Annotated in this window: 10 protein-coding genes; 6 read left to right on the top strand and 4 right to left on the bottom strand. The window is 62.4% G+C overall.

Features of this window, described 5'->3' with window-relative positions:
- Positions 1–195: 195 nt before the first annotated feature.
- Complete coding sequence (locus tag N5D53_RS24470; protein ID WP_064491543.1) at positions 196–2,004, top strand: ABC transporter ATP-binding protein/permease; 1,809 nt, start codon at positions 196–198, stop codon at positions 2,002–2,004.
- A gap of 91 nt (positions 2,005–2,095) precedes the next feature.
- Here N5D53_RS24470 and N5D53_RS24465 read toward each other — a convergent pair whose 3' ends face one another.
- Positions 2,096–3,295 (bottom strand): MFS transporter, encoded by a 1,200-nt coding sequence (locus N5D53_RS24465; protein ID WP_020193425.1) that lies wholly within the window; start codon positions 3,293–3,295, stop codon positions 2,096–2,098.
- 430 nt (positions 3,296–3,725) lie between these two features.
- On the opposite strand from N5D53_RS24465, the gene N5D53_RS24460 reads away from it, so the two are divergent.
- A complete protein-coding gene (locus N5D53_RS24460; protein WP_104962159.1) occupies positions 3,726–5,960 on the top strand; it encodes a TonB-dependent siderophore receptor in 2,235 nt (744 codons plus the stop codon).
- Positions 5,961–6,086: 126 nt separating this feature from the next.
- On the top strand, positions 6,087–6,626 hold the full coding sequence (locus N5D53_RS24455) for a histidine phosphatase family protein (protein WP_190869087.1): 540 nt from the start codon (positions 6,087–6,089) through the stop codon (positions 6,624–6,626).
- Between the two features lie 3 nt (positions 6,627–6,629).
- On the opposite strand, the gene N5D53_RS24450 is transcribed toward N5D53_RS24455, so the two are convergent.
- Positions 6,630–7,415, bottom strand: coding sequence for a sulfite exporter TauE/SafE family protein (locus tag N5D53_RS24450; protein WP_104962157.1), 786 nt, complete (start codon positions 7,413–7,415; stop codon positions 6,630–6,632).
- Between the two features lie 124 nt (positions 7,416–7,539).
- Positions 7,540–8,133, bottom strand: coding sequence for an XRE family transcriptional regulator (locus N5D53_RS24445; protein ID WP_010953221.1), 594 nt, complete (start codon positions 8,131–8,133; stop codon positions 7,540–7,542).
- Positions 8,134–8,247: 114 nt separating this feature from the next.
- Between N5D53_RS24445 and N5D53_RS24440 the strand changes: the two genes are divergently transcribed.
- The 3 genes from N5D53_RS24440 (at position 8,248) to N5D53_RS24430 (ending at position 10,951) form a co-directional block, all read left to right on the top strand.
- Positions 8,248–9,384: an FAD-dependent oxidoreductase gene (locus N5D53_RS24440; protein ID WP_190869088.1), complete on the top strand. Its 1,137-nt coding sequence runs from the start codon at positions 8,248–8,250 to the stop codon at positions 9,382–9,384.
- Between the two features lie 12 nt (positions 9,385–9,396).
- Positions 9,397–9,774: a RidA family protein gene (locus N5D53_RS24435; protein ID WP_010953223.1), complete on the top strand. Its 378-nt coding sequence runs from the start codon at positions 9,397–9,399 to the stop codon at positions 9,772–9,774.
- A gap of 112 nt (positions 9,775–9,886) precedes the next feature.
- Complete coding sequence (locus N5D53_RS24430; protein WP_104962155.1) at positions 9,887–10,951, top strand: hypothetical protein; 1,065 nt, start codon at positions 9,887–9,889, stop codon at positions 10,949–10,951.
- A gap of 53 nt (positions 10,952–11,004) precedes the next feature.
- Here the strand turns inward: N5D53_RS24430 and mcpA are convergent, their stop codons facing one another.
- Positions 11,005–12,891: a methyl-accepting chemotaxis protein McpA gene (mcpA, locus tag N5D53_RS24425; RefSeq protein ID WP_104962154.1), complete on the bottom strand. Its 1,887-nt coding sequence runs from the start codon at positions 12,889–12,891 to the stop codon at positions 11,005–11,007.
- Positions 12,892–12,964 lie beyond the last annotated feature (73 nt).

The following is a 12,964-nucleotide window of genomic DNA, read 5'->3' as shown; positions in this document are numbered from 1 at the left end:
AATCTGTGTAGGAGCGGGTTTACCCGCGAATACGGTGGCGGCGGCAACGGTGAACGGCGGGTGGAAATTGGCCCGCAGGCGCGGCCCATTCGCGGGTAAACCCGCTCCTACAAATCATGAAATGTGCGTCATTTATACCTGACGAATGACAGCGTAATGCTACGCTCGCGGAAATACTCAGCACGGATACTTACCATGGAAATGAACTGGCATCAGGCCCTGCAAGAGAGCCTAAGCTGGCTGGCAATCGCCTCGTTCATCACCCTTGTCAGCTTCACTGCAGCCGCAACTCTGGCCGTGCGTTTTACACGCTGGGGCAGCCAGTTCTGGCAGCTTGCCGGGCCCTATTTCAGTTTCAGGCGCAGTTGGCGGCCGTTGCTGGTGTTTGCCCTGCTGCTGGTCCTGACGCTGTTTTCGGTTCGCCTGAACGTGCTGTTTTCGTTTTGGTACAACGGCTTCTACAGCGCCTTGCAGGGCCTTGACCAGGCGGCGTTCTGGTACCTGCTCGGCGTCTTCGCGGTACTGGCCACCATCCATGTGCTGCGCTCGCTGTTCACCTTCTATGTCAGCCAGGCATTCAGTATCAAGTGGCGGGTCTGGCTGACCGAGCGCCTGACCCACGACTGGATGCAGGGCGATGCCTATTACCGTGGCCAGTTCCTTGCCGAGCCAGTGGACAACCCTGACCAGCGTATCGAACTCGACGTTAACGCTTTCGTCACCAACTCAGTCAGCCTTGCCTTGGGCGCAGTCAGTGCGCTGGTTTCACTGGTGGCGTTCACCGGCATCCTCTGGGGGCTGTCAGCACCGTTGACGGTGGCCGGCGTGGAGATCCCTCGGGCGATGGTATTTGCCGTTTACCTGTATGTCATCGTCGCCACCTGGGTCGCCTTCCGCCTCGGGCGCCCACTGATCCGGCTTAACTTCCTCAACGAGAAACTCACCGCCAACTTCCGTTACGCGTTGATGCGCCTGCGTGAGAACGCCGAGAACATTGCCTTCTACCAAGGTGCGCAAGTCGAGCGGGGCACGTTGCTCGGCCGTTTTGCTGCCTTGATCGTGAATGTCTGGGCATTGGTGTACCGGAACCTGAAGTTCAGTGGCTTCAACTTGGGTGTCAGTCAGGTTGCTGTTGTGTTTCCGTTCATTCTTCAGGCGCCGCGCTTCTTCAGTGGGGCGATCAAGCTGGGCGACGTTATGCAAACTTCCCAGGCCTTTGGGCAGGTGCAGGATTCTCTGTCGTTCTTCCGTGAGTCGTACGATGCGTTCGCGCAGTACCGCGCGACCCTTGACCGTCTCACCGGCTTTCTCGATGCCAACCAGCAGGCAAGTGCGTTGCCGCGCGTCACCACCGAAGACCAGGCGCATGCGCTGCAGATCGCGGGATTGCAGGTGCTGCGCCCGGACGGACATGCCCTTATCGCCGACCTGGACCTGAGCCTGCATGCCGGCCAGGCGTTGTTGATCAAAGGGCCATCGGGCAGTGGTAAAACCACGCTGCTGCGTGCCCTGGCGGGCCTTTGGCCGTATGCCGAAGGCAAGGTCAGGCGGCCAACGGGCCATCAGGCACTGTTCCTGTCGCAACGGCCGTACCTGCCGCTGGGTGACTTGCGTACCGTCATTGCCTACCCGGCAGCCAGCAACCCCAAGGATGAACTGCTCATGCAGCAGGCATTGCGCCAGGTCAACCTGGCCCACCTCGCCGAGCGTCTGGACGTAAGCTGTGACTGGTCACACATCCTCTCGGTGGGCGAGCAGCAGCGCCTGGCGTTTGCCCGGGTACTGTTCAACAGGCCACAGGTGGTGTTCCTCGACGAGTCCACCTCGGCGATGGATGAAGGGCTCGAGCATGCCCTGTATGCGTTGTTGCGTTCGGAGATGCCGAGTGCATTGCTGGTCAGTGTCGGCCACCGCAGCACACTGGCAGCGTTCCATACTCACCGGCTTGAGGTGGATGGACATGGCGGTTGGTCGTTGCTGGAGCAGGAGGCTGCGCTGGCCTAGTTCGGCTTGAGGGGGAGATCGCCATCCAGCATCTCGATGGAACTGTTCAACCTGCGTACGCCGCAGCCGTGAACCGCCAGGCTAGCCAGGTTCAGCGCAGCAGCGTCAGTCCTGCAAGGGTGGTGACGGCAAAACCCGCACCCACCAGGAAGGTGGCCTGGAACCCTGCACGCTCCCACAGCAATCCGGCTACCACGCTGGCTATCAGCAGCGCCGCACCGGTCAGCAGGTTGAACAGGCCGAAGGCGGTACCGCGCAAGTTGGCGGGGGCGCTGTCGGCGATCATGGCAGAGAAAATGCCCTGGCTGAAGCCCAGGTGCAGGCCCCAGGCCGTTACCCCAAAGGCAAGCCCGACCCATCCTGGCAACAGGGCCAGCAGCAGGTCGGCAGTGATCAGCAGGCCTAGCCCGGCCATCAGCACGCCACGGCGCCCCACTCGGTCCGACAACACGCCGGCAGGGTAGGCCGACAGTGAGTAGGCCATCGCCATCAATACCAGTACCGCCGGCGCCCATAGCGGTGTCAGGCCTATGTTCTGAGCCCGCAGCAGCAAGAACGCCTCGCTGAAACGGGCGAGGGTGAACAACGTGGCCAGACCGATCAGGCGCCAATAGACCGGCCCGAGGCGCCGCAGCTCGTGCAGTGCCAACGGTGAGCGCACCGGACGCCCCATCGCTGGGGCCGCAGGTTCGTGAACGAAGGCAATTAGGATATACACCGCCACGAACGCCGGGATAATAGCTACCCAGAACACGGTCTGGAAATGGCTCGCTGTCAACCACATCAATACGATCGCCAGCAATGGCCCGAGGATAGCGCCTATGGTATCGAGCGCCTGACGCAGGCCGAACGCCGCGCCGCGCAGCTCGACCGGCGTAACATCGGCCACCAGCGCATCGCGTGGTGCCCCCCGAATACCTTTGCCGACGCGGTCGACGAAGCGTGCCGCAGTCAGCCACTCAAGTCCGGGAGCCATGGGAAATACCGGCTTCATCAGCGCACTGAGGCCGTAGCCGAGGACTGTCAGCAGCTTGCGTTTACCCAGTCGGTCGCTGAGAGCACCAGAGAACACCTTGGTGAACGATGCGGTCGACTCGGCGATTCCTTCGATAAGCCCCACCGCTATCACCGAAGCGCCGAGCACACTGACCATGTACAGGGGCAGTAGGGCGTGGATCATCTCCGAGGAAATGTCCATCAACATCGACACGAAGCCCAGCGCCCAGATACTGCGGGGCATCTTCGGCGGGCTTTTGGCAGTGTTCGCGCAGCTGTTGTCATCGCCACGCATCTGGTCTCTCCGCAGCGTTGTACGTCGAAACTGTAGATGCCTGCACACAGGATGCAAACTGGATAGGTGGATAGCAGCAACAGCCTGTGGAGATGACGAAACTTTCCATAAATGCAGGGGTGGTTATTCCGTCAGAGAGTGTCTTCGCCCGTTTCGCGGGTAAACCCGCTCCTACACGCGACCGCGAAGGCTTATCAAATTTAGGGGGCAGTCCGGCGTGGCTCACAAGCTTCGCTGTGCCAAAGATCACGGTTCAGCAAAGTTCAGTTACAAACATGTAAACTTCGTAAATAAGATTTACTCGCATTTACGATTCTCTATATTTACCACCCCTGTTGGCCGCCAAACTGAGTGTGGGGCCGGTGGGCGAGGGCTCCCGGTTTCCGACAGGGATGTGCCTTTTCGCTCATGAATCGCAGGAGATGTACCCATGCAGTGCAGAACTTCACCCAACAGCCTGGCCCTGGCGTTCGTTGCGCTGGCATCGCCGTCCATGCTGGCGACCGCAGCAGAGTCCGAGGAGCGGCGTGCGGGTGAGGTACTGGAAGTGCCCGTCGCCGACAACGCTCTGGTGATCCAGGACACCCTGATCACTGCCGAGCGCGAGGCGCGACAGGCCCTGGGCACGTCGATCATCACGGCCGAAGACATCAAGCGCCACCCGCCAGCCAATGACCTGTCCGACATCATCCGCCGCGAGCCTGGGGTTAACCTGACCGGCAACAGTGCCAGTGGGGCACGCGGAAACAACCGGCAGATCGACCTGCGCGGCATGGGCCCGGAAAACACCTTGATCCTCATCGACGGCAAGCCATCCAGCGCGCGCAACGCCGTACGCTATGGCTGGAACGGTGACCGTGATACTCGGGGTGAAACCAACTGGGTGCCGGCCGAAGCGGTCGAGCGCATCGAGATCTTGCGTGGCCCGGCCGCCGCACGCTATGGCTCCGGCGCCATGGGCGGGGTGGTCAACATCATCACCAAGCGCCCTTCCGACGAGCTGAAAGGCAGCGTCAGCCTGTACACGCAGCTGCCGGAAGACAGCGCAGAGGGCGCCAGCCGCCGAGCCAACTTCAACCTCGGTGGCGGCCTGACCGATAACCTGGGTTTCCGCCTGTACGGCGGCCTGGCCAAGACTGACGCCGACGATCTGGACATCAACGCCGGGCATGCCACCAGCGCCCTGGTAGCGGGGCGGGAAGGCGTTCGCAACAAGGACATCAACGGCCTGCTGAGCTGGAAACTGAACGACGAGCACCGCCTCGAAGCCAGTGCCGGCTACAGCCGTCAGGGCAACATTTTTGCCGGCGACACCATGAACAGCAACGGCGGCGGAGATGTCGACTTCGTCTCCAGCCTCTACGGCCACGAAACCAACGTGATGCAGCGCAGTACTTATGACCTGACCCACCTCGGTGATTTCACCTGGGGTACCAGCAAGACCACGCTGGCCTACGAATACGTACGCAACTGGCGGCTTAACGAGGGCTTGGCTGGCCGCACCGAAGGTGCCCCAAGCAACGAAGGTGGGGCCATGTCACGTTTGCGCAACACACGCCTGAGCAGTGAGGTGAACCTGCCGTTCGCCATGGGCAGCACAGAACATGTGCTTACCTTGGGCGGCGAGTACCTGTACGAAACCCTAAACGACCAAGGTTCGTTGCGCCCGCAAAGCTCCGACCCCACCAACAATGACGGCCTTGTCGGCTTCGATCGCAGCAGCTCGAAGATGACCGCACGCAGCTATGCGCTGTTTGTCGAAGACAACATCATCGTTGGCGACACCACCCTTACGCCGGGCCTGCGTTTCGACCACCACGAAACCTTCGGTGACAACTTCAGCCCCAGCCTGAACCTGTCGCACAAGCTCACCGAAGCGCTGTCGGTAAAAGGCGGCATCGCCCGTGCCTACAAGGTTCCGAACCTGTACCAGTCCAACCCCAACTACCTGCTGTACAGCCGCGGTAATGGCTGCAGCGTGCAACAGACCAACAATGGTGGCTGTTACCTGCAGGGCAACGCCGACCTCAAGCCCGAGATCAGCGTCAACAAGGAAATCGGCCTGCTGTACGACCGTGGTACCTGGCGCACCAGTGCCACCTACTTCCGCAACGACTACAAGAACAAGATCATCGGTGATACCGATGTGCTTTACACCATAGGTACCGGCAGCCGCGTGACGCAGTGGGACAACGCTGGCAAGGCGCGGGTGGAAGGTGTCGAAGGCAACTTCTTCATCGAGTTGGCCCCGACCCTGGACTGGAACACCAACCTGACCTGGATGCTCGATAACGATAATCGCGAAACGGGCGAGCCGCTGTCGGTGATCCCGGAATACACCGTCAACACCAGCCTCGACTGGCGCGCCACCGAGCAACTGTCATTCCAGCTGGCGGGTACATACTTCGGCAAGCAGAAATCGCCGACCTACGACTACCGCACCCAGCAGGACTACGACAAGACCGCCCAGCAGGACGTCGAGGCCTATGGCCTGGTGGACGTGAGTGCCGGGTACAAGTTCAATGCCAACTACGACGTGCGGGTAGGCGTGAACAACGTCTTCGACAAGCAGATCCTGCGCGGCGGTAACGCCAGCAGCTCGGGGGCAAACACGTATAACCAGCCGGGCAGGGCGGTGTTTGCTGCGCTGAATATCAACTTCTGATCCCAAGGGCCGCCCTGCGGCCCAATCGCGGTTCAATCGGGTCGCGCATGGCCGACGACATTGTTGCAGCCAAACGTCTCGCAGCGTGCTAAACCATGCACCCCAGCCCGCTGCGAGAAATGCCTGGTGAAAGCCATCCGCCTGACCCTGATCTGCCATGCCCTGACCAAGGCCCAGAAGAACGGGCGCCTGCACCATACGGATGACGGCATCCTGCCGCTAGCCCGTCAGTCAGACGCCGACCGTTCAGGCGTGCAACTGCTGAGTGCGCCAGAGCGGCGGGCTTGCGAGACGGCAGCGTGGTTAACGGGGGCAGTACAGATCGAGCCAGGTTTGGCCGATTGCGACCTTGGGCGCTGGCAAGGTGTGTCGTTGAAGCAGCTACAAGCCGAGCAACCGCAGGCGTTGGCCGAATGGCTGCAGGATCCGGCCAGTGCCGTGCATGGTGGTGAGTCGTTCGCTGCGCTATGCCAGCGCCTGGCCGCCTGGCTGGCGGCCTTCGACAAGCCGGGTGACTGGCTGGCGGTGACCCACCCGATGGTCATACGCGCCATGCTGGTACAGGTGCTTGGGTGCCCGATGAGTGCCGGGCAGCGAATCGACGTGCTGCCGCTGTCACGTCTGCAACTGAGCTTTACCGGGCAGTGGCGGTTGCGCCTGGGCTAAGGCTCAGAACGCCAGCTTGTAACCGATCATCAGCAGCATGGCTGCCAGGCAAGGGCGCAGCACGCGGTCGGAGATCCGCCCGGTGAGGTGGCTACCCAGGTAGATGCCTGGCAGCGAGCCCAGCAGCAGGTAGCCCAGCAGCGACCAATCCATGTTGCCCATGCCCGCGTGGCCCAGGCCCGCTACCAAGGTCAGTGGCACGGCGTGGGCAATTTCGGTACCGACCAGGCGACGGGTGACCAGGAACGGGTACAGCAGGAACAGCGCCACCGTACCTAGGGCGCCAGCACCGATGGAGGTGAGGGTGACCATTATTCCAAGCACCACGCCGGTCAGCACTGTGAGGATGTTCAGGCTGCGGTCGCTGAGGTGGTAGTGATCACCGGCATGGCGGCTGGCGAAGGCCTGCAGGCGCGATTTGAACAGGATGGCCAGGGCGGTCAGGATCAGCACCACCGCCAGGCCTTGCTTGATGATGGCGTTGAGCGCCGAGGTATCGGTGTGCAGGGTGCTGAGGAACCACAGGGTCAGCGCCGCTGCGGGCACGCTGCCCAGGCTGAGCAGGCCGGTGATCTTCCAGTCGATGTTCTTGTTGCGCGCATGCACCCAGACGCCACTGGCCTTGGTGATCGCTGCATACAGCAGGTCGGTGCCGACAGCGGTCGCCGGGTGGATGCCAAACCACAAAAGGATCGGGGTCATCAGCGAGCCGCCACCGACGCCGGTCATACCGACGATGAAGCCCACGACCAGGCCAGCAATGGTGAAACCGAAAGAACCTACATCCATACGCTACTCGACTGCCCAACTTTGCCCGTTATCGGATGCCAGTCAGCATATAGATTTTTTTATAGCCAAATAGACTTGTTCGTTATTAGGTTATAACCAGGCTTGCTTTGGCAGGCGCAGCGGATCAACGATCGGTCATCACTACCATGACATGGGCATCACCACCGTCATCGCTTTCCGACAGGTAGATGTGCCCCACCTGGCTGTCGAAATACGCAGTCTCCTGCGGCCCGATGCTGACCGCTTCTCCGGTCTCGAACTCGATGCGCACGCGCCCGCTCAGCACCAGCGCGAACTCTTGCCCGGGGTGGCGGATAAAATCGTCGAACTGGCCGCGTTCCCGGGCAATGATGCGGGCATAGGCCGGTGTCATGCGTCGTGCGGGGAAATCCCCGGCAATCGGATAATAGTCGTAGGTGCCGGTCGAATAACCCGCCGCTGCGGGCAGTGAGTCGACCACCACGGTCACCGGCACCGGGGCGCTGACCGTGCCGCTGGCGCGGAACAGCTGGGCAATATCGACATTCAGAGCCCGCGCAGCAGCGGCCAGTTTTTCATAGCTGACCGACACCTGTGCCAGTTCCATCTTCGACAACGTGGACAGCGGCACGCCACTGGCTTCGGACAGTTGCTTGAGGGTCATCTGGCGCGCCTTGCGCACCTGGCGCAGGCGCTGGCCGACGACGGCACGGTCAAGCTGGGGTAGAGCTGCGGGCATTCAGGGATCTCGGCATGCGGCGGTGGTCGGGCATCTTACCTTGGACCCTTGCGCATTTCTAAATTCTCATATATTAGAATTCTCATAAATGATAATTGTCTGGCAGGAGCGTGCATGACCCCGACCTACGACACCCTGATCATCGGTGCTGGCATCGCCGGCGCCTCGCTGGGCTATCGCCTGGCCGGCCGGCAGCGTGTGCTGTTGCTCGAGAGTGAATCGCAGCCTGGCTACCATTCCACCGGGCGTTCGGCGGCCATGTTCATGGAGGCTTACGGCACCCCACAGATCCAGGCACTGACCCGCGCCAGCCGGGCCTTCTACGAAGCGCCACCGCAGGGCTTCTGCGAGCACCCGCTGCTGGAGCCGCGAGGCTGTCTGTATGTGGCCAGCCTGGAGCAGCGGGAACTGCTTGAGCAAACTTACGCGCAGAACCTGGCCAATGGCACAGAAGTCAGCCTGTTGGACCGGGACGCGGCCTTGGCACTGATACCCAGCCTGCGTGGCGAAACCCTGGCCGGCGCCGTGCTTGAGCCTGGTGCGATGGACCTTGACGTACATGCCTTGCACCAAGGCTTCTTGCGTGGTTATCGCACTGCCGGCGGTGAACTGCGCTGCAACGCCGAGCTGATCCAGGCCTGGTACCTGGACGACGTGTGGCAGGTGGAGTTGGCTGATGGCAGCCGCCTGCAGGCCCGATGTCTGGTCAATGCTGCAGGTGCCTGGGCGGACCGTGTGGCCGAGCGGTGCGGGGTGGCGGGCATCGGTTTGCAACCGTGCCGTCGTAGCGCCTTCACCTTCCCAGGTCCGGCAGAGCAGGACTTTACTCGCTGGCCTGCGGTGATTGGCGTCGATGAAAGCTTCTACTTCAAGCCTGATGCCGGCCAACTGTTGGGGTCGCCAGCCAATGCCGACCCGGTTGAGCCACAGGATGCCGCGCCCGAGGAGTTCGACGTGGCCTTGGGTATTTACAACATTGAAGCCATGACCACCCTGGCGATCCGCCGCCCGAGCCACACCTGGGCCGGGTTGCGTTCGTTCGTTGCCGACGGCGACCTGGTGATCGGTTTCGATGCGCATGCCCCCGCGTTTTTCTGGCTGGCGGCCCAGGGGGGCTATGGCATCCAGTCGGCAGCGGGCGCCTCGCGCCTGGCCGCCGACCTGCTACTGGGCCAGCCGTTGTGTGCCAGCCTTGTCAGCCAGGGCGTGGCGCCCGAGCGCCTGTCCCCGGCCCGTTTCCAGCAACCCTGAAAGGAGCATCCCATGAGCAATGACATTCAGCGTTTCCCCAGCAGCTTGCCGTTCCCGTTTTCCCGCGCGGTAAAGGCCGGTGGCTTTCTGTTCCTCTCCGGGCAGGTGCCGATGAGCGCCGGCGGCGAAGTGGTGCGCGGTGATATCCAGACCCAGACCCGTGCTGCCTGCGAGCGTATCGCCGAAAGCCTGGCGGCCTGTGGCGCGCGTTTCGACCAGGTGGTGAAGGTCACGGTCTGGCTGTCGGACATGCGCCATTTCGCCGGCTTCAACGAGGTGTACAAGGCGTTCTTCGGCGCGGCGCTACCGGTGCGTTCCACCGTGGCTTCGGCGTTGGCCCTGGGCGTGGATGTGGAGATCGAAGTGCAGGCGTTCGTCGGCGACGCCTGACCGGGCAAAGAGCCCGTGTAGAGGCGGCCTTGTGTCGCGATGGGCTGCAAAGCCGCCCCTACGACCGGTATGCGACGGCGATGACAAAACAACAATAAATCCAGAGGTTCACATGCAAGAGCAGCTGAAGATCGCCGGCGCATTTGTCGGCGTGATCGTGGGGGCGGGGTTCGCTTCAGGGCGGGAACTGTTGTTGTTCTTTGTCGATTTCGGCGTGTGGGGGTTGGCTGGCGCGTTGGTCAGCGCCGCCTTGTTCACCTTCCTCGGCATGGCGTTGGCGGGGCTGGGCAATCGCCAGCAGGCCACCTCGCACAAGGATGTGATCCTGGCCATCTGCGGCCGTCACCTGGGCATGTTCGTCGACTGGTTGATCACCTTTTTCATGTTCGCCGTCACCGTGGTCATGCTGGCCGGCGGTGGTGCATTGCTGGAGCAGCAGTTCGGCATCCCGGCCCTGACCGGCAGCGTGCTGGTGACGCTGGTGGTGGTCGGTATCGTGTGCCTGGACGTGCGCAAGATGATGCTTGCAATTGGTGCCATCACACCCTTGCTGATCCTGGTGGCTTCGGCGATAGCGCTGTATGCCGTGATCACCCGCGAGCAGAGCTTTGCTGCGCTCGATCAGGTGGCCAGCCAGCAACAGGCCGGCACCCGCCATTGGCTGCTGGGGGCGTTCTTGTATGTGTCGTATAACATCGTCGCGGGTGCGCCGATCCTGGCTATTCTGGGCGGTTCGGCCAAGGGTGAGAAAGCCGCGGTGTGGGGAGGCCTGCTCGGTGGCGCGGCGCTAGGCGGCCTGATGCTGGTGATGAGTGCCGGGCTGCTGTCGCGCCTGGACAGTGTGGCCGACCAGCCGATGCCGATGCTGTCGATTGCCAACGAAGTGTCACCACTGCTGGGGCTGGTGATGTGCCTGATCATCTTCGGCATGATCGTCAACACCGCGGTGGGCACGCTGTTTTCCTTCCTCTCGCGGCTGTTGCCGGCGGGCACGACGAAGTTCCGCTGGGGCTCGGTGGTGACCGGGGTGGTGGCGCTCGGCTGTAGCCTGGTGGGGTTCATCAGCCTGGTGGGTGAGGTGTACCCGTTCTTCGGTTACCTGGGCTTTGTGCTGATGACGGCGGTATTGCTGGCCTGGCTACGGCGGGGCAGGGCTGCGAAGGCGGTGGCTGCATAAGGGGCTGGTACAGGCGACAACAGGCATAGGCCGTTGCCGCCTGAACCCGGCGTTTAAATCCGGAAGCTGCCCACCAACTGCTTCAAACGCCCAGCCTGCTGGGCCAGCTGGTCGCAATGACGCAGTGTCTCGTTGAGGTTCTCCACCCCCTGCTGGTTCAGGGCGTTGATCTGGGTGATGTCCAGGTTGAGGCTCTCGACCACGGCGGTCTGTTCTTCGGTCGCTGTCGCCACCGACTGGTTCATGCCATCGATTTCGCCAATGCGCTGGGTCACGCTGGCCAGGCGTTCGCCGGCCTGGTTGGCCACCTGCACGGTCTGCTCGCTGGAAACCTGGCTGGTGTTCATGGTGTGCACCGCTTCGCGCGAGCCCACCTGCAGGCTGGTGATCATGCGGTGGATTTCTTCCGCCGACTCCTGGGTACGGTGCGCCAGGTTGCGCACCTCGTCGGCCACCACGGCAAAGCCACGGCCGGCTTCACCGGCACGGGCCGCTTCGATGGCGGCGTTCAGTGCCAGCAGGTTGGTCTGCTGAGAAATGCCCTTGATCACGTCGAGGATCTTGCCGATTTCGTCGGTGCTGGCGTTGAGCGTTTCGATCTGCGCGCACGACTCGCTGATCCGTTGCGACAGGGCAGTCATGGCGCTGATGGCTTCTTCAACCACTTCACGGCCACCGTGCGCCTGTTCGCTGGCACCGCTGGCATGTTGTGAAGCATCCGCGGCGTTGCGGGCGATTTCCTGGGTGGCGGCGCCCAGTTCGTTGATGGCCGCAGCGACGCTGTTGGTGCGCATGCTCTGTTCTTCAGACCCGATGATCGACGCATTGGACGCGCTGACCACTTTCTCCGAAAGGTCATGCACCAGGCGGGTGGCCGAGGACACTTCGCTGATCGAGGCATGGATACGCTCGACAAAGCGGTTGAACGAGGTAGCCAGTTCGCCGAACTCGTCCTTGTTCTGCACGGCCAGGCGGCGGGTAAGGTCACCTTCACCCTCGGCGATGTCGCGCATGGCGCGGCCCATGGTGGTCAGCGGGCTCATCAGCACCGGAATCAGCAGGCCGAGCAGGCCGGCGATGGCGGCCACGGCAATCAGCATGGCAATGATCGCCGAGGTGCGGAACTGGCTGAGCGCGGCATAGGCCTTGTCCCTGTCGATCGACAGCCCGATGTACCACTGCGCCGAAGGCAGGCCGGCCACCGGGGCGAACGAGATGATGCGATCCTGGCCGTTGAGGGTGACATCCTGCATGCCGGCGGCAACCCGCAGGTTGCTGCCTGGGTAGATGTCCTTGAGGTTCTTCATCACCTGGTCTTTATTGGGGCTGACGATCACCTGGCCATTGGCGTCGGCCAGGAAGGCGTGACCGATGCCGCCGAAGTCGACCGAGTTGATGATCTCGACGAGGGTGTCGAGGGTAACGTCACCGCCGACCACACCGATCAGTTCGCCATTGCGCTTGCTCTTCACCGGCGTGGCGATGGTCACCATCAGGCCACCGACTGCCCCCTGGTACGGGGCGGTCAGCACGGTCTGCCCGGCGTTGGCGGCGGCGCCATACCAAGGGCGCTGGCGCGGGTCGTAACCGGCGGGCATCTGGGCATCCGGGCGCTGGGTAAATTCGCCGTTGGCCTGGCCCAGGTAGGTGAACAGGAAATTACGCGTGTAGGACGGCTGCTCGATCAGCCCTGCCAAGGTGTCGCCGGCGCCTTGCTGGCCGATGTCCTGGGCCAGGTTCTCCAGCACCAGAATGCGCCCGCTCATCCAGTTCTGCACACTGCTGGCGGTCAGTGCACCGGACTGCTGCACCGAGGCTTCGATATTCTGGCGGATGGTATTGCGTTGCAGGTAGTCGTTGTAGAGCGTGAACAGGGCAAATGCCAATACCACGACGCCGCAGGCGCTGAGCAGGATCTTGTGGCGAAATTTCAGGTTCATGTTTCGAGACCTTGAGCCAATGAGGGGAGGGCGCAGCGCGCTCATGACGCGATGCGGGGCCTATCGACCGAGA

It is taken from the genome of Pseudomonas sp. GD03862 (assembly GCF_029840855.1).
Taxonomy (GTDB): Bacteria; Pseudomonadota; Gammaproteobacteria; order Pseudomonadales; family Pseudomonadaceae; genus Aquipseudomonas; species Aquipseudomonas alloputida.
Note: the sequence above shows the minus strand (reverse complement) of the source record. Positions and strands in the feature narration are given on the sequence as shown.